The sequence below is a fragment of the Amycolatopsis roodepoortensis genome (assembly GCF_024628825.1).
Taxonomy (GTDB): domain Bacteria; phylum Actinomycetota; class Actinomycetes; order Mycobacteriales; family Pseudonocardiaceae; genus Amycolatopsis; species Amycolatopsis roodepoortensis.
Genome location: NZ_CP102415.1, coordinates 9,407,916 through 9,430,345 on the forward strand (window position 1 = coordinate 9,407,916; position 22,430 = coordinate 9,430,345).

A 22,430-nucleotide genomic window follows, 5' to 3' on the forward strand; every position below is an offset into this window, starting at 1 on the left:
ACCCCGAGGACCATCGATGCGAATCGGAAAGATCGCTCCCGCGCTCGTCCTGGCGCTGGCGGCCGCCGCCACGACGGCGTGCGGCGGCGGCGACACGTCGTCCAGTGCCCCCAAGGAGCTCGTGTACTGGGCGTCCAACCAGGGCACCAGTCTCGACAACGACAAGGCCGTCCTGCAGCCCGAACTCGACAAGTTCGAGAAGGCCTCCGGGATCAAGGTCAAGCTCGAGGTCGTCCCGTGGACGGATCTGCTCAACCGGATCCTCGCGGCCACCACCTCCGGCAAGGGCCCGGACGTGCTCAACATCGGCAACACGTGGTCGGCCTCGTTGCAGGCGACCGGGGCGTTCCTGCCGTTCGACGACGCCGCGCTGGAGAAGGTCGGCGGCAAATCGCGCTTCCTCGGCCCGTCGCTGGCGGCCACCGGGGCGAGCGGGCAGCCGCCGGTCGGCGTACCGCTCTACGGCCAGGCGTACGGCCTGTACTACAACAAGAAACTCTTCGCGGAGGCCGGCATCGCCAAGCCGCCCGCCACCTGGGAGGAGCTCGTCGAGGAGGGCAAGAAGCTCACCAAACCCGACAAGGGCCAGTGGGGGCTGTCGCTCCAGGCCGGTCAGGTCACCGAGAACAGCCACCACGCGGCGATCCTCGGTGCCCAGCACGGTGCGCGGTTCTTCACGCCGGAAGGCAAGCCGCAGCTGGCTTCGGAGCCGTCGGTCGCGGCCGTGCAGCAGTTCGTCGACTTGATGCAGAAGGACAAGATCGTCGATCCGGCCAACGCCGAGTACGCCGACACCGCCAAATCCCTCAAGGACCTGTCGGACGGCAAGGCCGCGATGTTCATGAACCAGGCCTCCGCGGGGTCGTTCAAGAACATCGGGATGGACATGGCGAACCTCGGCGTCGCGCCGATCCCGCTGCCCGCCGCCGCGCCGCCGAACGGCCGGAAGGTGACCAGCTTCGTCGCGGGTATCAACATGGCGGTCTTCAAGAACACCAAGAACCCCGACGCCGCACTGGACTTCGTGAAGTTCATGATCTCGGCGCCGGAGCAGGCGCTGCTCAACAAGACCTACGGCTCGCTGCCGACCGTCCAGGACGCCTACGGCGACGCCGCGTTCCAGACCGAAGACGTCAAGGTCTTCCAGAACGTGCTCGCGAATTCGGCGGAGCCGATGCCGCAGGTCCCGCAGGAGTCGCAGTTCGAGACCCTGATCGGCACCGCGATGAAGGCGATGTTCGCCGACGTCGCCGCGGGCAAGCCGGTCGACGGAGCCAAGATCCGGGACCAGCTGAACCAGGCGGACCAGCAGATCGCGGCCGGTAGTTGATGCCGACCGCTCTCGACGACGCCCCGGCCGTGAAGGCGGCCGGGGCGCCCCGGCCGCGGCGTGTCCGGCGCAAACGGCGCATGGTCGCGCTGCCGTATCTGCTCCTGCTGCCCGCGATCCTGCTCGAACTGCTCGTCCACCTGATCCCGATGGTCGCCGGGCTCGTGATGAGCTTCTTCAAGCTGACGCAGTTCTACATCCGGGACTTCTCGTCCGCCCCGGCCGCGGGGCTGGACAACTACAGGTTCGTCCTGGACTTCGACTCGGCGGCGGGCAAGTCGCTGCTCGGCTCCTTCTGGATCACCGTCCTCTACACCGTGCTCTCGGTCGGGTTCTGCTGGCTCTTCGGCACGTCGGCCGCCGTGCTGATGCAGAAGAATTTCCGCGGACGTGGCCTGCTCAGGACGCTGTTCCTGGTGCCGTACGCGCTGCCGATGTACGCCGCGGTGATCACCTGGTCGTTCATGTTCCAGAAGGACACCGGCCTGGTGAACGATCTGCTGGGCACCGACTCCTTCTGGCTCATCGGGGACAACAGTTTCTGGTCGCTGGTGGTGGTCTCGGTCTGGCGGAACTGGCCGTTCGCGTTCCTGATCGTGATGGCCGGGCTGCAGAACATCCCCGGCGAACTGTACGAAGCGGCGGCCATCGACGGCGCGGGCTGGTGGCGTCAGTTCCAGGCGATCACCCAGCCGATGCTGCGTCCGGTCAACCAGGTGCTGCTGCTGGTGCTGTTCCTGTGGACCTTCAACGATTTCAACACGCCGTATGTCCTTTTCGGAGCGTCCGCGCCGAAGGAGGCGTCGCTGATCTCGATCCACATCTACCAGAGTTCCTTCGTGACCTGGAACTTCGGCCTCGGCTCGGCGATGTCGGTGCTGTTGCTGCTGTTCCTGCTCATCGTCAGCACCGTCTACTTGGGACTGACCGCGCGGAGGAGGAACGCCGTTGTCTGAGCCCCGCTGGGTCCCGTGGGCCCGCCGATTCGTCCTCGGCTTCCTCGCCCTGTTCACGCTGGTGCCGTTGTACGCGATGGTTTCCTCGTCGCTGAAGCCGCTCGGGGACGTGCAGGGCGCCTGGGAATGGGTGCCGACGACGCTGACCATCCAGCCGTTCTTCGACATCTGGGAGACCATCCCGCTCGCCGAATACTTCGTGAACAGCCTGATCATCTCCGGCTCGGCCGCGATCCTGTCGGTGGTGATCGCGATCTTCGCGGCCTACGCCTTGAGCCGCTTCCGGTTCCGGGGCAAGAACTTCTTCAAGATGACCGTGCTGTCCACGCAGATGTTCCCCGGCATCCTGTTCCTGCTGCCGCTGTTCCTCATCTTCGTCAACATCGGCAACACCACCGGCATCGTCCTGTACGGCTCGCGGCTCGGGCTGATCATCACCTACCTGACCTTCTCGCTGCCGTTCGCGATCTGGATGCTGGCCGGCTACATCGACTCGATCCCCAAGGAACTCGACGAGGCCGCGATGGTCGACGGCACGGGGCCACTCGGCGCGTTGATCAGGGTGGTCATCCCCGCGGCCATGCCGGGCATCGTCGCGGTCGGGATCTACTCGTTCATGACGGCCTGGGGCGAGGTGCTGTTCGCGTCGGTGATGACCGATTCGGGCACGCGGACCCTCGCGGTCGGTCTCCAGGAGTACTCCACCCAGGTCCAGGTGTACTGGAACCAGGTCATGGCCGCGTCCCTGATCGTCTCCGTCCCGGTCGTCGCCGGATTCCTGCTGCTGCAGCGTTATCTCGTCGCCGGGCTCACCGCCGGTGCCGTGAAATGACCCGCCCGTCGCTCCGTACAGAGAGGTCCGCCTTGAATCTGCACCTGCCCGCCGATTTCCTGTGGGGTGCGGCCACCGCCGCGTACCAGGTCGAAGGTGCCGTCGACGCCGACGGCCGCCTCCCGTCCATCTGGGACGACTTCGTCCGGGTCCCGGGTGCCGTCCTGAACGGCGACACCGCCGACGTCGCGTGTGATCACTACCGGCGCTGGCCGGAGGATCTCGCCATCATGAAGAAGCTGGGCCTCGGCGCCTACCGTTTCTCGGTCGCGTGGCCGCGGGTGATCCCGACCGGTCGCGGCGCCGTCAACGCGGCTGGTCTCGATTTCTACGACCGGCTGGTCGACGCGCTGCTCGAAGCCGGGATCCGGCCGTTCGCCACGCTGTTCCACTGGGACCTGCCTTCCGCGCTGGAGGGCGGCTGGCCCGAGCGTGACACGGCGTATGCCTACGCGGACTACGCGGCGGTCGTGGCGGCTCGGCTGGGCGACCGCGTGAAGGATTGGAACACGGTCAACGAACCGCTGTGCTCGGCCTGGCTCGGCTACCTCGAAGGCCGTTTCGCCCCCGGCGTCAAGGATCTAGAGCAGGCCGTCCACGCGTCGCACCATCTCCTGCTCGCGCACGGCCTCGGGGTACAGGCGATCACCGCGAACGCCGTCCAGCCCGCGAACATCGGTCTCGTGGTCAATCTCAGCGGGATCGAGCCCGCGTCGGACTCCACCGCGGACGTCGAGGCGGCGGCGCGGATGGACGGGCACGTCAACCGCTGGTGGCTCGACCCGTCGAACGGCCGCGGCTACCCCGCGGACATGATCGAGGTCTACGGCGTCGAACCACCCGTGGTCGGTGACGACCTGGAGGTGATCTCGGCGCCGGTCGGCTTCCACGGGCTGAACTACTACTTCCGGCAGATCGTCGAGGACGACCCGGAGGGGCCGGCCCCGCGTGCCCGGCAGGTGCCGGTCGAGGGCGCGGCAACCACCGCGATGGGCTGGGAGATCCACGGACAGGGGCTGGCGGACCTGATCCACCGGCTGGCCAACGAGTACGGGGCCCGCGCGATCTACGTCACCGAGAGCGGGGCAGCCTTCGACGACAAGGTCGCCGAGGACGGATCGATCCACGACGCGGACCGCATCGCCTACCTGGAGGAACATCTGGGCGCGGTGGCGGGCGCCGCCGAAGCGGGGGCTCCGGTGAAGGGCTACTTCGCGTGGTCGCTGCTCGACAACTTCGAATGGGACAGCGGGCTGAGCAAACGGTTCGGGCTGGTGCGGGTCGACTACGACACGCAGGTCCGCACGGTCAAGGCGAGCGGGCACCGGTACGCGGAGATCATCGCCGAGCACCGCGGCCGCTGACCGGCTTCCTTCGCGCCGAAGGCCCGCGTCGCGAAAGCCACTTTCGGGACACCAGACGTCCCGAAAGTGGCTTTCGCGACACTCAAGCTCGCGGCCGCTGAGAACGAGACTTCGCGACGTGGCTCCGCGGGCCCGGACCGGCTGGGAACCGCCAGCGGGCTCGTGAGTGGCGAGGGCGGTTGGAACCGTCCTTGCCACTCACGAGCGGTTGGTACGGGCGGATGGATCGAGGGGTCCGGATTCGTCGCGCGGTACGAACGGACGCCCGCCGAAACCTCCTAGGGTCGCCATGAACGAGGCGATCCTAGGAGGCGAAGCATGCGGACACTCTTGCGTGGCGGTCGTGTCATCGATCCGGCGACGGGGTTCGACGGCACGGCCGACGTGCTGGTATCCGACGGGGTGGTCACCGCCGTCGGCGAGGGGCTGACCGCGGAGGCGGGCGACGTGGAGATCGACGTCTCCGGGCTCGTCGTCGGGCCGGGTTTCATCGACCTGCACAGCCACGTGCACACCATCGCGGGCCAGCGGCTCCAGGCGATGGACGGGGTGACCACCGCGCTCGACCTTGAAGCCGGGCTGATGCCGATCGAGCGGGCCTACGCCGAGGCGGCCGCCGCGGGTCGCCCGCTGCACTACGGTTTTTCCGCGTCCTGGGGTGCCGCGCGGGCGCAGGTGCTCGCCGGGATCGAGCCGGACGCGAATATCGACAGCGGGCTCGCGGTGCTCGGAAACCCTGCCTGGCAAAGGACTTCGTCACCGAAGGAACTGGCGGACTGGCTGTCTCTTGTGGACGGTGAACTGGCCGCGGGCGCGCTCGGCGTCGGCGTGCTGCTCGGCTACGCGCCCGACACCGACCCCGGCGAGTTCCTCGCGCTGGCCCGGCTGGCCAAGGAGGCCGGGGCGCCGACGTACACCCATGTCCGTGAACTGGTCGAGGTGAACCCGGAGACACCGATCGACGGTTCGGCCGAGATCGCGATCGTCGCGGCCGAGACCGGTGCCGCGATGCACCACTGTCACGTGAACAGCACGTCCGGCCACCAGATCGAGCGGGTGCTCGCGGCGCTCGAAACGGGACGGGCGGCCGGGTCGAGGGTGACCGTCGAGGCCTATCCATACGGGGCGGGCAGCACGGGTATCGGCGCCGCCTTCCTTTCGCCCGAGCGGTTGAAGATGAAGGGGCTGTCCCCGTCCAGCGTGATCATGCTGGAGTCGGGGGAGCGTATCGCCGACGAAGGCCGCTTGCTCCAGGTGCGCGCCGAGGATCCCGGCGCGCCGTGCATCCTCGAGTTCCTCGACGAGAGCAGCCCGCACGACCTCGGCCTGCTGCACCAGGCGCTCGCGTTCCCGGACGCCATCGTCGCCAGCGACGCGCTGCCCGTGTACTGGAAGAACGGCACCAGCGAGAGCACCGAATGGCCGCTTCCGCCCGGCGGTGCGACGCATCCGCGCACTTCCGGCACCTACGCCAAGACGTTGCGCCTCATGGTGCGTGAAAGCAAGGCCTGGACCTGGCTGGAGGCGTTCCGGCGATGCTCCTACCTGCCGGCGCGCGTGCTCGACGAGGTCGCCCCCGGGGCGCTGGCCAAGGGGCGGCTCAACGTCGGTGCCGACGCGGACATCGTCGTGATCGACCCGCACGCGATCACCGACGCGGCCACCTACTTCGACCCGACCAGGCCTTCCGTCGGTGTCCGGCACCTGTTCGTCTCGGGTGTCCCGGTCGTCACCGACGGGAATCTGCGCACGGACGCCTTCCCCGGCAAGCCGCTGCGGGGTGAGCCGCGATGAGCGACCTGCTCGCGGACATCGAAACGCTCGTCCGCTGCGAATCGCCGTCGTCGGACCACGAAGCGGTGGCCCGCAGCGCCGACGTGGTGGCCGGACTCGGACGGAGACTGCTCGGCGTGGATCCGGAGAGGATCGTCGTCGACGGCGTCACCCATCTGCGCTGGAGCTTCGGCGCCGGACCGCCGCGTGTCCTGCTGCTCGGCCACCACGACACGGTATGGCCGCACGGTTCTCTGGAGACCCATCCGTTCTCCGTGCGGGACGGAGTGTTGCGCGGACCCGGTTGCTTCGACATGAAGGCGGGAGTCGTGATGGCTCTGCACGCCGCCGCGACCGTGCCCGATCGCGGTGGACTGTCCATCCTGGTCACCGGCGACGAGGAGATCGGCTCGCCGTCCTCCCGCGCGCTGATCGAGGAGAGCGCCGCGGGATGCGACGCGGCCTTCGTGCTGGAGGCCGCTGCCGACGGCGGCGCGCTGAAGTGCCGCCGTAAGGGCGTTTCCCACTACCGGGTGGAGGTGACCGGCCGCGCCGCGCACGCCGGACTCGAACCGGAGAAGGGCGTCAACGCGGGAATCGAGATCTCCCACCAGATCCTCGCGGTGGCCGCGCTCGCCGATCCCGATGCCGGGACCAGCGTTACCCCCACCGTCGTCTCGGCGGGTACGACGGTCAACACCGTTCCCGCCGCGGCGAGGGTGGCCGTGGACGTCCGTGTCTGGAACGAGGCGGAACAACTCCGTGTCGACCGGGCCATCCGAGAACTTCGCCCGGTCGTGGCGGACGCCGAGGTCCGGGTGACCGGCGGGATCAACCGTCCGCCGCTCGAAGAGGGCTCGTCGGCGGCATTGTTCGCCCTGGCGCAGGATCTGGCGGAGGAGCTCGGTCTCGGAGAACTGGTTTCCGCGTCGGTCGGCGGTGCTTCGGACGGCAACTACACCGCCGGGTTGGGCGTCCCGACCCTGGACGGCCTGGGTGCCGTCGGTGGCGGCGCGCACGCGGATCACGAACACGTCGTCGTGGCGGAACTGCCGCGCCGGACCGCTTTGCTGGCCGCGCTCGTGGAGAACGTCCTCGCGAAGCGGGGTCCGTCCGGCGCGACGAATCCCGCGGGCGAATCTGGTAGGGCACGACGGTGACTCGGCCGACGCGCCGGGAAAGGATTGCCCCGTGACGAATCTTGCTACGAACGCGGACAGTCCGGCGCCGGCGGTGGTGCGTGACGAGGCCGTCGCCGCCGCGCGGGCCGCGGCCGTGGCTTCGGGCGTCGAAATCCGCGAACTGACCGAAATCGCCGATCTGGCCGCGGTGGTCGGCCTGTTCGAGTCGATCTGGCGGTCCGGGCCGGGCGGCAGGCCGGTGAGCACGGAACTGCTCCGCGCGATGTCCACGGCCGGGAACTACGTCGCGGGCGCGTTCGCGGACGGTGAACTGCTGGGTGCCTGTTTCGGGTTCTTCGGGAGCCCCGGAAAGGCGAGCCTGCACAGCCATATCGCCGGTGTCGCCAAGGCGGGCGCGGGCCGCGGGATCGGGCACGCGCTCAAACTGCACCAGCGCGGGTGGGCACTGCTGCAGGGCGTTTCGGTGATCACCTGGACGTTCGACCCGCTGGTGCGGCGCAACGCCTACTTCAACCTCGGCAAACTCGGCGCGCGCCCGATCGGTTACCTGCGCGACTTCTACGGTCCGATGGAGGACGACATCAACGGTTCGGGCGACACCGACCGGCTGATGGTCGGCTGGGACCTCCGGAGCCCGGAGGTCCGCGCCGCCGCCTTCGGCGAACCGGTACTGATCGACGCGGAAGCGCTGGGCGCGGCGAAGGCGCTCACCGTCGGCCCCGACGGCGGCCCGAGCATCGGATCCACCGCCGGGCCGACCGTCCTCGTCGCCGTCCCGTCCGACATCGAACGGTTACGCCGCACCGATCCCGGTCGCGGCAACGCGTGGCGGGTCGCCCTACGCGAAGTCCTCGGCGGACTGATGGCGGACAACGCCCACGTCGCCGGTTTCGATCGTGCCGGCTGGTACGTGATCTCCAAGGAGCAGTCGTGAAACTCAGCGGTGTGGAACTGCGCCGGGTCCGGATGCCGCTCGTGGCCCCGTTCCGGACGTCGTTCGGGACCCAGTCCGAACGGGAACTGCTGCTCGTCCGCGCGGTGACCCCGGCGGGCGAGGGCTGGGGCGAATGCGTGGCGATGGAGGCGCCGCTCTACTCGTCGGAGTACAACGACGCCGCCGAGCACGTGCTGCGGAACCATCTGATCCCCGCCCTGCTGGCCGCCGACGACGTGACCGCGCACAAGGTGACGCCGTTGCTGGCGAAGTTCAAGGGCCACCGGATGGCGAAGGGCGCGTTGGAGATGGCGGTCCTCGACGCCGAACTCCGCGCGCATGAACGGTCCTTCGCGGCCGAGCTGGGGTCCACCCGGGACTCCGTGGCGTGCGGGGTCTCGGTCGGCATCATGGACTCGATCCCGCATCTGCTCGACGTCGTCGGCGGCTACCTCGACGAGGGCTACGTCCGGATCAAGCTCAAGATCGAACCCGGCTGGGACGTCGAACCGGTCTGCCGGGTGCGTGAGCGCTTCGGCGACGACGTGCTGCTGCAGGTCGACGCCAACACCGCGTACACCCTGGGCGACGCGCCCCTGCTGTCCAGGCTCGACCCGTTCGACCTCCTGCTGATCGAGCAGCCGCTCGAAGAGGAGGACGTGCTCGGCCACGCCGAACTGGCGAAACGCATCCGGACACCGATCTGCCTCGACGAGTCGATCGTCTCGGCCAAGGCGGCCGCGGACGCGATCAAGCTCGGCGCCTGCCAGATCGTCAACATCAAACCGGGCCGGGTCGGCGGGTACCTCGAAGCCCGCCGGGTGCACGACGTCTGCGCGGCGCACGGGATCGCGGTGTGGTGCGGCGGGATGATCGAGACCGGGCTCGGCCGGGCGGCCAACGTCGCGCTGGCCTCCCTGCCCGGATTCACGCTGCCGGGTGACACCTCGGCGTCCGGCCGGTTCTACCGCACCGACATCACCGAACCGTTCGTGCTCGACGCCGGGCACCTGCCGGTACCGACCGGGCCGGGACTCGGCGTGACTCCGATTCCCGATCTTCTGGACGAGGTCACCACGGAGAAAGCGTGGATCGGTTCGTAGCGGACTACGAAATCCGAGGCTAGATTTGGTCGGATCGGACCAGTCGGTTCGGTGAGGCCGGGTTTAACTTCGGGGGGTGCTGACACCGGTGCCCAGCAAGCCGCATACGAGCTTGGGACGCGTCCTCGAAGACCTCGGGGACGTGCTCCTGGAGCCGGTCGTGGTCGGCCGGACCACCCGCAAGCAGCTCGGCGGGGTGGTCATCCACGATCCGCACGACGAATCCGAAATCCCTGGCGGGGCCGTCGTGCTCGGCGTCGGGGTGCGGGACCGGGACGAGGTCGTCCGCCTCTTGCACGACGTGGGTGCGCGAGGAGCGGCGGCGCTCGTCGTCCGGTCTCCCGTCACCCCGGCGCCGGAACTCCGGCGAGCCGCGGAGTCGTCCGGCGTCGCCCTGCTGGGGCTCGCGCGCGGCGCCTCCTGGGCGCAGCTCGCCGCCATGCTGAGGACGCTGCTCGCCGAAGAGGACGTCGGCGAGGTCTCGCCGCAGACCCTCGGCGGAATGCCTTCAGGTGATCTGTTCGCGCTGGCCAACGCGATCGCCGCGCTCATCGACGCTCCGGTGACCATCGAGGATCGCAACAACCGGATTCTCGCGTTCTCCGGGCGCCAGGACGAAGCGGATCCGTCCCGGGTGGAAACCATCCTCGGCAGGCAGGTGCCGGAGCGGTTCGCCCGCGGCCTCGAACAGGACGGCGTCTTCGAGAAGCTGTACCGGGACCACGCGCCCGTGTACGTCGATCCCCAGCGGTACGACGACAACGCCATCGCGCTTCCCCGCGTGGCGCTCGCCGTCCGCGCCGGCGACGAGGTGCTCGGCTCGATCTGGGCGGCGGTCCGGGAACCGCTCAGCGCGGAGCGCACCCAGGCGTTGATCGACGCCGCCAAACTCGTCGCGTTGCACCTGCTCCGGCTGCGCGCGGGCGCCGACGTCGAACGGCGGCTGCGTGCGGATCTCGTGAGCACGGCACTCGAAGGAGGCTCCGGTGCGCCGGAGGCCATCGCCCGGCTCGGATTGCTCGGCCAGCCGTCGATCGTGCTCGCGATGGGCCTGCTCGGCGCACCCGACCCCGAGGACGATCTCCGGCTGGTCGCGGATCGCCAGCGGGTCGCCGACGCGCTGGCCATGCACCTGAGCGCCGTCCAGCCGCGTTCGGCCGTGGCACTGGTCGGCGACGTCGCCTACGGCATCCTCCCGATGCCCGGCGGTCAGACCGACTGCCAGGAGCGTTCGGTGCGGGTCGCGTCGACCTTCCTGGAGCGCACGGGCCGCCGGGCGGCGGCCGCGATCGGCATCGGACCGCTGGCGCTCGACGCGTCCGGACTACACGCCTCCCGCGACGGCGCGGACCGGGCGTTGCGCGTGCTGCTCACCAACGGTGGCGCCAAACGCGTCGCGACCGCCGAAGACGCCCACGTCGACGCGCTCATGCTGGAGCTGGCCGACCTCGCCGCGGCCAGAGGGGACGTCGCGACCGGACCGGTCGCGCGGTTGCTCGCCTACGACGCCCAGCACCAGTCACAACTGGTGCACACCCTTCGGTGCTGGCTCGACGCCTTCGGTGACATCGGGGCGGCGTCCGCGTCGGCCTACGTCCATCCGAACACCTTCCGCTACCGGCTGCGGCGCCTCGCCGAAGTCGGCGAGATCGACCTCGACGACGCGGGGGAGCGGTTCGCCGCGATGCTGCAATTGCGGCTGCTGCCCCGTGACGCGCGGACCGGGCCGCCGGGCGCCGAAGACTGACCTTGGTCTCCCGTCCCGAAAGGACGGCCGATGTTCGTGTGATCGCACGAACTCCGTCCGGCGACCGCGTTTCAGAATGAGTGATCGGCGCCACGCTCGCGCCGGTCTCCCTTCCTCTCCCGAAGATCCCGCGGAGGCGCCATGACGGCAGTGGTCAACGAGGACACCTGGACAGCACGGCGGATCAACCGGACGGCGCTCATCACGATGGTGGTGATGGTGTGCGCGTGGGCGGTCGACTACATCGACCGGTTCTCGATCGGGATGGCGCTGCCGATGATCGGCGCCGAATTCGAGCTCAGCAAGACCGAACAAGGCTGGCTCGTCACCGTGTTCGCGCTGGTGTACATGGTCTGCCAGATCCCGGCGGGTTTCCTCGCCGACCGGTACGGCTCGCGCGGGCCGATGCTGGTCACGCTGCTGCTCTGGTCGGCGTTCACCGCGATGACCGGGATGGCGGGCACCTTCGGCATGCTGCTCGTCGTCCGTGGCCTTTTCGGTGTGTGCCAAGGGCTTTTCCCGGCGGCGTCGTTCAAGGCGATCGCCGAACGGACCACCCCCGGCAATCGCGCGACGGTGACCGGTGTGATGCTGTCCGCGGGCGGTATCGGCGCCGGCCTGGCGCCGCTGATCGTCGGCCCGCTGCTGATGGCGGTCGGCTGGCGGCACACGTTCTTCTGGATGGCCGGGGTCGGCGCGCTCATCGGCGTGGCCGTGTGGACGATCCTGCCCAAGGCACTGCCCGAAAGGCTGAGCAGCCTCCCGCGCGACGAGGTCAAAACCCCCGAGGTGTCCCGGAAACAGGTCCTGAAGTCGCCGGTGATCTGGAAGTTCACCCTGCTCTTCTGCGTCACCAACATGCTCAACTACGGGATGATCACCTGGGTGCCCAGCTACCTGCTGGAGTCGAGGGGACTGTCGCTGAGCCAGACTGGGATCCTGGCCGCGATCCCGATGCTCGTCAGCATCGGCACGACCATTCTCGGCGGCTGGCTGTTCGACCGGTACTTCCACGATCACGGCCGCTGGTACCTCGGCTCGATCTCGCTGGTGACCGTGGTACTGCTGACATTGATGGTGAACGCGGACAGCACCGCGGAGTTCACTCTCTACGAGACGCTCGCCCTCGCGGTGTTCGGCATGGCGACGATGGCCGTTTTCGGCCTGCCGCTGCGGGTTCTTCCCACCGCGGTCACCGGGATCGGCATGGGAGTGATGAACTTCGGCGGCCAGGTGGCGGGCGCGGTCGCGCCGGTGGCGATGGGGTGGCTCGCCGACACCTTCTCCTACACCGCCGCGTTCGGATTCCTCATCGGTACCACGTTCCTCACCGCCGTGATGGCGTTCTGGGTGCCGCAGAACCCGGGGCAGTTCTCTTTCGCTCCAGCGAAATCCAGCTCGGCCTCGTGAGTGTTCGGTAGTTCGGCGCGGGTCGCGAAAGCCACTTTCGGGACACCTGATGTCCCGAAAGTGGCTTTCGCGACACGGCGTGCTCACGACCACCTGGGCCCCATGACCACCTGCCACGTGAGCCACCGGAAGACGTTGCGAAAGCCACTTTCGCAACCTTCAACGTTGCGAAAGTGGCTTTCGCATCACCGCCCCAGCCCGCCTCGCCTCGATCAGACAGGAGTCCCATGCCCACCGAGTCCGAAGTCATCGAAACGATCACCGAACGAGCTAAGCAGGCCGGCGTCCGCGTCCGGTTGCACGCGGCCGAAATCGACGGCACCCGGCGGATCGGCGTCGCCGAGCACGCCCCCGTCGTCACGGCGTCGGTCTTCAAGGTCCCGATCGCGCTGGAGCTGGCGAAGCAGGGCGCCGAGGGCGGGCTCGACCTCGGCGAGCGGGTCACCGTCCCACCCGGACACCCCACGCCGAGCCCGTACGGCCTCGCCACCTTCCGGCACGAGATCTCGATGTCCTGGTACGACCTCGCGATCCTGATGATCGGGATCAGCGACAACGTCGCCACCGACCTGATCCTCGACCGCGTCGGCAAGGAAGCGACGGAGAAAACGTTGCGCGGCCTCGGTTTCGAGCACACCACCGTGTCACAGGACTGCGGGGAGGTGCTCCGCGGTATCGGCGACGACCTCGGGATCTCCTACGAGGACGACGAAAAGGTGCTGACCGAACTCCCAATGGAGCGCATCGCGTCGTTGCGCGCGCTCCAACCGGAGCAGAGCTGTGCCACGACGGCCGAAGAGATCACCCGGTTGCTCGGGATGATCTGGCGTGACGAGGCCGCGTCGCCGTCCGCGTGCGCGGACGTCCGGCGCTGGATGGAACTCCAGGTGTGGCCGCACCGGCTCCGCTCCGGATTCCCGGACGACGGGATCCGCGTCAGCGGCAAGACCGGGACTCTTCCGTCCGTGCGCAACGAGGTCGGCGTGGTCGAGTATCCCGATGGCGGCCGTTACGCGGTCGGGGTTTTCACCGACGCCGTCGACGCACGGTCCCGTGTGCCGGAGCGGGACGCGTTCATCGGGTTCGCCGCGGCGCGGGCCGTCGAATGGCTCAGGCTTTCCGGCGAGCCAGATGGCGAATGATCAGCAGCACGATGCACACGATCGCGATGGCACCGGCGATCATGCGGAAGGTGTAGTCCATCCCGGCGAACTGGCCGATCGCGTTGGTGGCCGCGCTGACGAGGAGGACGAGCCAGAGGGAAGCGGTGACCAGTGCGCCGCCGGACTTTTCGGTGTCGTTCATGAGAAAGACGCTACGGTCGGGCAGCGCGGGCGAACAGGGGAGTGGCCCCCGTCGCGAGGTGGTGCTGGCGCTACCTTCGCGACCGCGCCGAGCGAAGGAGATCCAACGTGGCGATCCAGCGGATGGACAACGTGCTCATCGTCGTCGAAGACCTTGACGCGGTCATCGCGTTCTTCGTCGAACTAGGAATGGAATTGGAGGGCAAGGGGCCACTCGATTGGCCGGGGGCGGAACGGGTGGTCGGGCTCGAAGACGTCCGCCAGGACGTCGCGATGCTGCGGGTCCCGGACGGTCCCGGCCGGATCGAGCTGGCGAAGTTCCATCGGCCGAAGGCCATCACGCCCGAACCGAAGGTCGCTCCGGCGAACACGCTGGGGATCCGCCGTGTCATGTTCGCGGTGGACGACATCGACGACGTCGTCGCCCGCCTGCGTGGCCATGGCGCGGAACTCGTGGGTGCGGTGGAACGGTACGAGGACATCTATCGGCTCTGCTACGTCCGGGGTCCCGAGGGCATCGTCGTCGGGCTCGCGGAAGAACTCGGAGGCTCGTGAGTTCAGCCCTTGCCGCCCAGGTAGGCCAGCACCGCCAGGACCCGACGGTGCCCGCTGTCCTCCGGCAGCCCGAGTTTCGCGAAGATGTTCCGGATGTGCTTGTGCACCGCGCCGTCGCTCACCACGAGCAGTTCGGCGATGGTCGTGTTGTTGTAGCCCTCCGCCATCAGCCCGAGCACCTCGCGCTCCCGCGCGGTCAGCCCTTCGAGCGGGTCGGTCGCCCGGCGGTGCGCCATCAGCTGCGTGATGACCTCGGGGTCCATGGCCGTCCCGCCCTTGACGACGCGGTCCAGCGCGTCGAGGAACTTCTCCACCTTCCCGACCCGCTCCTTGAGCAGGTACCCGACGGCGCCCTTGCCGTCGGCGAGGAGTTCCGCCGCATAGCTGGTTTCGACGTGCGCGGACAGCACGAGCACGGGCAGCCCTGGATACATCTTCCGTGCTTTGACGGCGGCCCGGAGGCCTTCGTCGGTGTGGGTGGGCGGCAGCCGGACGTCGGTGATCACCGCGTCGGGCCGGTCCTCGGCGACCAGTTCGAGGAACTGGTCCACGTCGTCCACGGCAGCGGCGACGTCGATGCCCGAGGTGTTCAGCAGCATCACCAGGCCTTCGCGCAGCAGCGCGTCGTCCTCGACGATCACGACCCGCATGGCAACTCCACTTTCAGTACGGTCGGCCCACCGGCGGGGCTGGACAGTTCCAAGGTCCCGTCGAACGCCTCGGCCCGTTTGCGGATCCCGGACAGGCCACTGCCCGCGGCTTCGTCCGCGCCGCCGTGGCCGTCGTCGCGGATCTCGATGAGCAGGGTGTCGGCGGTGCCGTCGAGGGTGATCCAGGCGTGTCCGGCGCCGGAATGTTTGGTGATGTTGGCCAGCATCTCGGCGACCACGAAGTAGGCGGCCGCTTCGACGGCGGCGGGACGGCGGCCGCGGCTGCGCACGTCCACGGTGCACGGGACCGGGCAGCGATCGGCCAGCGCGGTGACGGCGCCGTCGAGGCCGCGGTCGGTCAGCAGTGGCGGGTGGATGCTGCGCACGACGGTCCGGAGTTCGGCCAGCGCTCCGGTCGCGGTGTCCTGCGCCTTGCCGAGCAGCTCCCTGGCCCGCTGAGGGTCCTTGTCGAACAGCGAATCGGCGATCCCCAGCTGCAGGACCACCGCGGCGATCCTCGCCTGCGTCCCGTCGTGGAGGTCCCGTTCGAGGCGGCGGAGTTCGGCGCCGTGCGCCTCCAGCGCGGCGGCACGCGACGCGGCCAGTTCGACGACGCGGTCGGTCAGCACGACACCCGGCGCGGGCGCGAGCAGCCTGCGCGCGACGGAGGCCTGCCATCGGGCCACGCGGGGGTACAGGAAGATCAGCGCGACCATGCCGACACCGGTGACCAGGCTGAGGGCGGCCATCGGCCACGACGTCACCATGAAGCCGAGCGAGCTTTCCACCCCGCCGGGCACCATCGGCCAGATGAACGCCGTGACGATCTGCCGGAGCCCGCCGAGCGGCAGGGCGATGGCGAAGATGCCGACGACGAAACCGGTGGCGCCGTGGAAGAGGAGCCAGCCCAGGTCCCGGCGCGACGCCGGGTCGGTCACCGGGTTCCCGGACCGGTACGGCTCGGGGATCGGCTCACCCAGCAGGCGGGCGGCCCGGCGGCGTTCGAAGCCGACCGGACGGCGGATCAGCTGGAGCGCGATCGGCAACGCCGGGATCCCGACGCCGAACGGGCACATCAGCAGCACGAAGAGCATGCCGACGAGGACGAACCAGGCGACCATCGAGGAGGCCGCGCCGACCGCCAGGTACCGGATCGCGGACCAACAGGACTGGAGCCGCGTGATCACGGGGACAGTCTTTCATCCGGCCTCGGAGCGGAGCGCGTGAAGGCCCGCTTTGCGATACTCGGGCCATGATCCTGATCGTCCTCAAAGCACAGATCCGTCCCGAGAAGCGAACCGAATGGCTGGCCGGTATCGAGCGCTACACGCAGCAGGTGCGCAGCGAACCCGGGAACATCTCGTTCGACTACTACCAGAACGCCGGTGACGAGAACGAGTTCGTCCTGGTCGAGGTCTTCGCCGACAGCGCCGCGGGCGACGCGCACGTCGCCACGCGGCACGCCCAGGAGTTCTTCCCGTTCATGGCGACCGTCGTCGCGGCGAAACCGCGGATCAACTACCAGAACCTCGACGGCGACGCGTGGTCGGAGATGGCCGAGGTCACGCCGGTCGACTAGCCGCCTCCGTGGCGGTGCGGTCGATGATCGCGGCGAGTGCCGTGGCCGCTTCCTCGGGGACCCAATGGCTGACGCCGGTCAGGATTTCGAGCCGGTAGCCGGCGTCGACGTACTGCCCGGCGAGTTCGGCACTTCGCGGGGACAGCGCGGTGTCGCCGTCGCTCCAGACGTGCGTGGTCGGCACGGTGACCCGGGCGCGGAGGGCGCCCGGGCGCTGGAAGGGCATCGCGCGGTACCAGTTCAATCCGCCGGTGAGGGCTCCACCGTGGACGATTTCCCGGCGGACCTGCTCGATCTGGGCCGGCGTCATCCCGGTTCCCGCCAGCGTGCGTTCCAGTACGCGTGGCAGGCGCCGGAGGGCGAGTTCCGGCAGCCAGGGCAGCTGGAACAGGAACATGTAATACGACCGGACGAGCTGGTCGCTGGTGAGCATCGCGCGGAGGAACGCCGCGGGATGCGGGACCGACACGGTGGTCAGCGACGTGACCAGGTCCGGTCGGCGTGCCGCGGTCGACCAGGCGGCGACGGCACCCCAGTCGTGTCCGACGAGGTGGACCGGTCCGGAGCCGAGGGTCTCGATCAGGGCGACGGTGTCGGCCACGAGGCGGCCGGATCGGTAGGCGAAGCGGCCTCGCGGGCGGGCACGGGGTGAGTAGCCGCGCTGGTCCGGCACGATCGTGCGATATCCCCGCTGGTGGAGCAGGGTGGCGGTCTCTGCCCAGGAGGCGCCGGTCTGCGGGAAACCGTGCAGCAGGACGACGACGGCGCCGTCGAGCGGGCCGGTGTCCCGGACGTCGAAGATGAGTCCGTCGTGGTCGAAGGTGGCGATGCGGCGGGGTGTGGTCATGGGCGGATCTCCCCTTCTTTCGTGGACTGCTCCTATATGTTACCTTGAGTAACAGTGAATCGCGGTAACAGGTAGCCGCGCACTCTGTCGACGTCGTCAGGGAGGTCCGTATGACCAGCACCGATGTGCCACGCACCGCGGCAACGGCCGGGGCAGGCCGCCACGAGACCGCGCGGCGGCTTCTCGATTCGTCCGCGATGCTGTCCTACGACCCCGCCACCGAGGTGGACTGGGAGACGCCGCTGGACAAGAACTTCCACGGCGCCAGCCCGGAGTGGAGCACGCTCTACGGCACGAGTTACTGGGCCGAGATGAGCACGGAGCAGCAGAAGGAGCTCACGCGCCAGGAAGCCGCTTCGGTCGCGAGCACCGGCATCTGGTTCGAAATGATCCTGCAGCAGATGGTGCTCCGGGATTTCTACGCCAAGGACCCGACCGACCCGGCGTTCCAGTGGGCGCTCACCGAGATCGCCGACGAATGCCGCCACTCGATCATGTTCGCGCGCGGCGCCGAGAAGCTCGGTGCGCCCCCGTACCGCCCACGCCGGCTCGCCGTCGAACTCGGCCGGGTCTTCAAGGCGACGGCCAGCGGCGAAGCGGCGTACGCGGCCATCCTCGTGGCCGAAGAGGTCCTCGACGTGATGCAGCGCGACTGGATGCGTGACGAGCGCGTGGTCCCGTTCGTGCGCACCATCAACAACATCCACGTGGTCGAAGAGTCGCGGCACATGAAGTTCGCCCGTGAGGAGACGCGGGAACAGCTGGAGGGCGCGGGTTTCGTGCGCCGCCGGATCAACGCGCTGGTCATCGCGATCGCGTCGTACTTCATCGTCAGCAGCATGATCAACCGCGACGTCTACAAGAACGCGGGGCTCGACACCAAGCGCGCCTTGCGCGAGGCGAAGGCCAACGAGCACCACAAGGCGATGATGCGGTCGAGCTGCGCCGGTCTGATGGAGTTCCTCGGCTCGTGCGGTCTGCTCACCCGCCCCGCGCTGGTGTTCTACAAGCGGGCGAACCTGATCTGACATGGCCTTCGCGATCACCCAGACCTGCTGCAACGACGCCACCTGCGTGTCGGTCTGCCCGGTCAACTGCATCCACCCGACGCCGGACGAGCCCGACTTCGGCACCACCGAGATGCTCTACGTCGATCCGGCCTCGTGCATCGACTGCGGAGCCTGCGCGGACGCCTGCCCGGTGGACGCGATCTTCCCGGCGGACCTGCTGACCGGACCGCTGGAGGTCTACGCGGGGATCAACGCGGCCTTCTACGCCGACCGTGAGCCCGTCCCGTCGGCGGATCCCGCGCCGAACTTCCATCGGTGGGCGCCGCCGACGTTCGACCGGGCCATCCCGAGCGATTTCGCGCCGCCGGACATCGCCGTCGTCGGCACCGGCCCGGCCGGGATGTACGCCGTGGAGGACCTGCTCCTCCACACGAACGCGCGGGTCACCCTGATCGACCGGTTGCCGGTCGCGGGCGGGCTCGTCCGTTACGGCGTCGCCCCGGACCACCCCGCCACGAAGCGGATCGGCGAGACTTTCTCGCGCCTTCACGAGCATCCGCGGCTGCGGATGCGCCTGGGCACCGAGGTCGGCCGCGACGTGTCCGTGGACGAACTGGCCGAGCGCCACGACGCGGTCGTCTACGCGGTCGGTGCCTCTTCCGCGCGAGGTCTCGGCATCGAGGGCGAGGAACTGCCCGGCAGCATCGCCGCGACCACCGTCGTCGCCTGGTACAACGGTCATCCGGACGTGCCCGCGAACGCGGTGGACCTGTCCGCGGAACGGGTCGTTCTGGTCGGCACGGGGAACGTCGCGCTCGACGTCGCCCGGATCCTCACCGCCGACCCCGACGACCTCGCCGGGACCACGATCGCCCCGCACGCGCTGGAATGCTTGCGTACCAGCAAGATCCGGGAAGTCGTGCTGCTCGCCAGGCGGGGGCCGGAGGACGCCGCGTACACCTCTCCGGAGCTGCTCGCGCTGGCGGGGCGCGACGGTGTGCCGCTCGTCGTCGACGACGCGGACCCGCGCACCACGGCCGCGATCGACGCGGGCACAGGCAAAGCGGCTCTGCTGCGCGAACTCGGCCGCGAGACCGTCGACTGGACCGTGCCGCCGGCCTCGGACGCGCGCCGGATCGTCCTGCGCTTCCACTCCGCGCCCACCGCGATCATCGGCGACACCCAGGTGCGGGGCCTTCGGGTCACGGGCCGGGACGAGCCGGTCGAGATCGCGGCGGGTCAGGTCGTCCGCGCGGTCGGCTATCGGGGTGTCCCGGTGCCGGACCTTCCGTTCGACGACACGCGCGGCACGATCCCGAACACCGCCGGTCGCGTCGACGGGCGCAGCGGCGCTTACGTGGTCGGCTGGATCAAACGTGGTCCCTCGGGCGGTATCGGCGCGAACCGCACTTGCGCGCGGGAGACCGTGGCGACGCTGCTGGAGGACATCACGTCCGGCAGGCTGCCGGTGCGGGCGCGGCGGTCGCCGATGGCCGCGCTGGCCGCACGGTTCCGGCGGCGCTGACACCCTGGCGGCTCCGGGAGCACGTCGCGAAAGCCACTTTGGGGACATCAGACGTCCCGAAAGTGGCTTTCGCGACGCGAGCGCCAGGACTGAGCTACGACGCGGCCACCCGGCGGTTCAGCATCACCGGCAGGGCACGATGCCCGTTGGAGATGAACGAGTCGAGGTGCCGCATCGCGTCGGGAGAGATCGCGAGGCTCAGGTCCGGGAACCGTGCGAACAAGGCCGGGAGGGCGATCGCCGCTTCCAACCGCGCCAGCGGGGCGCCGATGCAGTAATGCGCGCCGTAGCCGAACGCGACGTGCGCCTTGTCGGCGCGCGTGACGTCGAAGGCGTCGGCGTCGTGCCCATGCACCGCCGGGTCGCGTCCCGCGGCGGCGTATCCGGCCAGAATCGCGTCACCCTGGCGGATGACCACATCGGCGACCGCGATGTCTTCAACGGCGTAGCGCAACGGCAGATTCGCCACGGGTGCCTGCCAGCGCAGCGTTTCCTCGATCGCGTCGCTCCACGAGACGCGGCCGTCGCGGATCATGGCGAGCTGGCCGGGATGGGTCAGCAGGGCGGTGATGGCCTGGTCGAGCAGGTTCACGGTGGTCTCGTGGCCCGCCGAGATGAACAGGATCAGGGTGTCGATGAGTTCGGTTTCGTCCAGCCGGGCGCCGTCGTCCCGCGCGGTGATGAGCGCGGTGGTGAGGTCCTCGCCGGGATTCGCCCGCTTTTCGGCGACGAGTTCGGTGAACACCGAGTGGATGTCCTGGTAGGCGGCCAGCATCGCCTCCTGGCTCGCCGAGGTCCGGAAGAAGGCGTCGACGGAGTTGCGCAGTCTGCCGCGCGCGGAGTCCGGTACGCCGAACAGGTGGCAGATCACTTCGATCGGCACGGGGTAGGCGAAATTCTCCCGCAGGTCAACGGGTTCGCCGGCGGGCAGGGCTTCGAGCCCGGTCAGCAGGTCGTCGACGACCTTGGTGATCCAGGGTTCCAGCGTGGCGATCCGGCGTGCCGTGAAGGCCTGTGTCACGAGCGAGCGCAACCTTTTGTGGTCGGCGCCGTATGCGGTGAACATGTTCCGCACCGAGACCCACACCAGCAACGGCCAGTCCGCGCTGACGTCGGCCAGCGCAGGCCAGTGCTGACGCGCGTCTTTGGACACGCGCGGGTCACTGAGCAGGTCTCGCAGGAGTTCGTGACCCGTGACCGACCACGCCACCACACCGCCCGGCACTCCACCCGGGTGATCGGGCCGAGCTCGCGTAATCGCTCGTTCTCGGCGTGGATGTCGTGGCCGTTCGGGTCCAGCACCAGGGGACGCGTCACCGGGGATCACCCTTTCTCGGCGGAGCGGACCGAATCCACCCTGCCAGCGGCGCCGTCGCCCGGCTATTCGCCATTCGGTGGCGAATTCGCGCTCAGTACAGCTCGATGACGAGCCTGTCGGTGAGCGCGCGTGAGACACAAAGCGCCATCTGGCTCTCACGATCGGCGGCGGTCAGGCAGTTGTCCCGATGGTCCGGGGTGCCCTCCAGCACGCCGGACACGCAGGAGCCGCAAATGCCTTCCTCGCAGGACTTGAAGACCTCGATGCCGTTGTCCTCGAGGACCGACAGGATGGATTTCCCCGCCGGTACTTCGAATTCCTCACCGGTGTCGAGTTCGACGGTGAGCGGCCGGTCGGCCGACGTGTCCGCCTCGGCGGCTTCGAAATGCTCGACATGCACGTGGTCCGCGCCGACGACCGGCCCGAGCACGTCACCGACCTGCCGCATGAAACCGTCCGGGCCACAGGTGTAGACGTGCGCCGACGGTGTCAGGTCTTCGGCGATCGCCCGCAGGACGGCGGGATGTTCGCCGCGGGGCACGCCGAAATGCGGCCGGATCCGGTCGGCGAACTCCACCCGTTCTTCCAGCAGTTCCACGAACGCCGCGGTTTCCCGCGAGCGCGCGAAATAGTGGAGCTCGAATTCGCTGCCCCAGGTGTAGAGCTCGTAGGCCATCGACAGCAGCGGGGTGATACCGATACCGCCGGCGACGAGGACATGCCGGTCGGCGTCTTCGGCGACGGTCAGCAGATTGCGCGGCTCGCTGATCTTCAGGTGATCACCGACCGAAACCTGATGCATCGCCGCGGATCCGCCCCGCGAATTCGGCTCCCGTTTGACCGCGATCAGGATCGAACGCGGATCGTCGGGGGCGCCGCACAACGAATACTGCCGCAACACCCCCGTCGGACCGACCACGTCGACGTGCGCCCCCGCCCGGTACCGGACGCGCAGCGGCTCGTCGTCCTGCCGGACCAGCCGCAGGGTACGGATTTCCGGCGTCTCTTCGGTGATTTCGACGACGCGGAAGAGGACGTTCGTCATCCAGGT

The 22,430-nt window shown here is 69.0% G+C and carries 21 protein-coding genes; 15 read left to right on the plus strand and 6 right to left on the minus strand.

Translation table 11 applies throughout. From position 1 onward, the window contains the following. The first annotated feature begins 16 nt into the window (after nucleotides 1-16). The 11 genes from NQK81_RS44840 to NQK81_RS44890 all read left to right on the plus strand — a co-directional run bounded on the left by NQK81_RS44840 (nucleotide 17) and on the right by NQK81_RS44890 (nucleotide 13,733). Complete coding sequence (locus tag NQK81_RS44840) at nucleotides 17-1,330, plus strand: ABC transporter substrate-binding protein (RefSeq protein WP_257486363.1); 1,314 nt, start codon at nucleotides 17-19, stop codon at nucleotides 1,328-1,330. Beyond that, the gene (locus tag NQK81_RS44845) at nucleotides 1,330-2,286 is read left to right on the plus strand and encodes a carbohydrate ABC transporter permease (protein WP_257486364.1); all 957 of its coding nucleotides are present in this window, start codon (nucleotides 1,330-1,332) and stop codon (nucleotides 2,284-2,286) included. The genes NQK81_RS44840 and NQK81_RS44845 overlap by 1 nt, the downstream gene beginning before the upstream one ends. Continuing rightward, nucleotides 2,279-3,118, plus strand: a complete 840-nt coding sequence (locus NQK81_RS44850) for a carbohydrate ABC transporter permease (protein WP_257486365.1) — start codon at nucleotides 2,279-2,281, stop codon at nucleotides 3,116-3,118. Before NQK81_RS44845 ends, NQK81_RS44850 begins: the two co-directional genes overlap by 8 nt. Nucleotides 3,119-3,150: 32 nt before the next feature. Beyond that, entirely contained in the window at nucleotides 3,151-4,482 is a 1,332-nt protein-coding gene (locus NQK81_RS44855; protein ID WP_257486366.1) for a GH1 family beta-glucosidase, read from the plus strand. Between the two features lie 318 nt (nucleotides 4,483-4,800). Next, the gene (locus tag NQK81_RS44860) at nucleotides 4,801-6,276 is read left to right on the plus strand and encodes an amidohydrolase family protein (protein WP_257486367.1); all 1,476 of its coding nucleotides are present in this window, start codon (nucleotides 4,801-4,803) and stop codon (nucleotides 6,274-6,276) included. Further along, a complete protein-coding gene (locus tag NQK81_RS44865; protein WP_257486368.1) occupies nucleotides 6,273-7,415 on the plus strand; it encodes a M20 family metallopeptidase in 1,143 nt (380 codons plus the stop codon). The genes NQK81_RS44860 and NQK81_RS44865 overlap by 4 nt, the downstream gene beginning before the upstream one ends. A gap of 31 nt (nucleotides 7,416-7,446) precedes the next feature. Beyond that, on the plus strand, nucleotides 7,447-8,331 hold the full coding sequence (locus NQK81_RS44870) for a GNAT family N-acetyltransferase (protein ID WP_257486369.1): 885 nt from the start codon (nucleotides 7,447-7,449) through the stop codon (nucleotides 8,329-8,331). Next, on the plus strand, nucleotides 8,328-9,434 hold the full coding sequence (gene menC, locus NQK81_RS44875; protein WP_257486370.1) for an o-succinylbenzoate synthase: 1,107 nt from the start codon (nucleotides 8,328-8,330) through the stop codon (nucleotides 9,432-9,434). The genes NQK81_RS44870 and menC overlap by 4 nt, the downstream gene beginning before the upstream one ends. Nucleotides 9,435-9,510: 76 nt before the next feature. Continuing rightward, the gene (locus NQK81_RS44880; protein WP_257486371.1) at nucleotides 9,511-11,181 is read left to right on the plus strand and encodes a PucR family transcriptional regulator; all 1,671 of its coding nucleotides are present in this window, start codon (nucleotides 9,511-9,513) and stop codon (nucleotides 11,179-11,181) included. A gap of 141 nt (nucleotides 11,182-11,322) precedes the next feature. After that, the gene (locus NQK81_RS44885; protein WP_257486372.1) at nucleotides 11,323-12,591 is read left to right on the plus strand and encodes an MFS transporter; all 1,269 of its coding nucleotides are present in this window, start codon (nucleotides 11,323-11,325) and stop codon (nucleotides 12,589-12,591) included. 227 nt (nucleotides 12,592-12,818) lie between these two features. Continuing rightward, nucleotides 12,819-13,733 carry a serine hydrolase gene (locus NQK81_RS44890; protein ID WP_257486373.1) on the plus strand — a complete coding sequence of 305 codons (915 nt, stop codon included), beginning with the start codon at nucleotides 12,819-12,821 and terminating at the stop codon, nucleotides 13,731-13,733. On the opposite strand, the gene NQK81_RS44895 is transcribed toward NQK81_RS44890, so the two are convergent. Further along, entirely contained in the window at nucleotides 13,702-13,896 is a 195-nt protein-coding gene (locus NQK81_RS44895) for a hypothetical protein (protein ID WP_126735059.1), read from the minus strand. The two genes, NQK81_RS44890 and NQK81_RS44895, sit on opposite strands and share 32 nt — an antisense overlap. Nucleotides 13,897-14,003: 107 nt before the next feature. Between NQK81_RS44895 and NQK81_RS44900 the strand changes: the two genes are divergently transcribed. Further along, nucleotides 14,004-14,450: a VOC family protein gene (locus tag NQK81_RS44900; RefSeq protein WP_257486374.1), complete on the plus strand. Its 447-nt coding sequence runs from the start codon at nucleotides 14,004-14,006 to the stop codon at nucleotides 14,448-14,450. 2 nt (nucleotides 14,451-14,452) lie between these two features. Here the strand turns inward: NQK81_RS44900 and NQK81_RS44905 are convergent, their stop codons facing one another. Together NQK81_RS44905 and NQK81_RS44910 are read right to left on the minus strand one after the other, a co-directional pair. Beyond that, nucleotides 14,453-15,100, minus strand: coding sequence for a response regulator transcription factor (locus NQK81_RS44905; RefSeq protein ID WP_257486375.1), 648 nt, complete (start codon nucleotides 15,098-15,100; stop codon nucleotides 14,453-14,455). Beyond that, complete coding sequence (locus NQK81_RS44910; protein ID WP_257486376.1) at nucleotides 15,088-16,287, minus strand: sensor histidine kinase; 1,200 nt, start codon at nucleotides 16,285-16,287, stop codon at nucleotides 15,088-15,090. Before NQK81_RS44910 ends, NQK81_RS44905 begins: the two co-directional genes overlap by 13 nt. Nucleotides 16,288-16,352: 65 nt before the next feature. On the opposite strand from NQK81_RS44910, the gene NQK81_RS44915 reads away from it, so the two are divergent. Then, nucleotides 16,353-16,679 (plus strand): putative quinol monooxygenase, encoded by a 327-nt coding sequence (locus tag NQK81_RS44915; RefSeq protein WP_257486377.1) that lies wholly within the window; start codon nucleotides 16,353-16,355, stop codon nucleotides 16,677-16,679. Here NQK81_RS44915 and NQK81_RS44920 read toward each other — a convergent pair. Continuing rightward, entirely contained in the window at nucleotides 16,663-17,526 is an 864-nt protein-coding gene (locus tag NQK81_RS44920; RefSeq protein ID WP_257486378.1) for an alpha/beta fold hydrolase, read from the minus strand. The genes NQK81_RS44915 and NQK81_RS44920 overlap by 17 nt on opposite strands. Nucleotides 17,527-17,636: 110 nt before the next feature. Between NQK81_RS44920 and NQK81_RS44925 the strand changes: the two genes are divergently transcribed. Both NQK81_RS44925 and NQK81_RS44930 read left to right on the plus strand, forming a co-directional pair. Further along, nucleotides 17,637-18,554, plus strand: coding sequence for an AurF N-oxygenase family protein (locus NQK81_RS44925; protein ID WP_257486379.1), 918 nt, complete (start codon nucleotides 17,637-17,639; stop codon nucleotides 18,552-18,554). Between the two features lies 1 nt (nucleotide 18,555). Then, complete coding sequence (locus tag NQK81_RS44930; protein WP_257486380.1) at nucleotides 18,556-20,061, plus strand: FAD-dependent oxidoreductase; 1,506 nt, start codon at nucleotides 18,556-18,558, stop codon at nucleotides 20,059-20,061. A 94-nt stretch (nucleotides 20,062-20,155) separates the two neighbouring features. Here NQK81_RS44930 and NQK81_RS44935 read toward each other — a convergent pair whose 3' ends face one another. After that, nucleotides 20,156-21,214: a cytochrome P450 family protein gene (locus NQK81_RS44935; protein ID WP_257486381.1), complete on the minus strand. Its 1,059-nt coding sequence runs from the start codon at nucleotides 21,212-21,214 to the stop codon at nucleotides 20,156-20,158. A 256-nt stretch (nucleotides 21,215-21,470) separates the two neighbouring features. Continuing rightward, nucleotides 21,471-22,424, minus strand: a complete 954-nt coding sequence (locus NQK81_RS44940) for a PDR/VanB family oxidoreductase (RefSeq protein WP_257486382.1) — start codon at nucleotides 22,422-22,424, stop codon at nucleotides 21,471-21,473. Nucleotides 22,425-22,430: the final 6 nt, after the last annotated feature.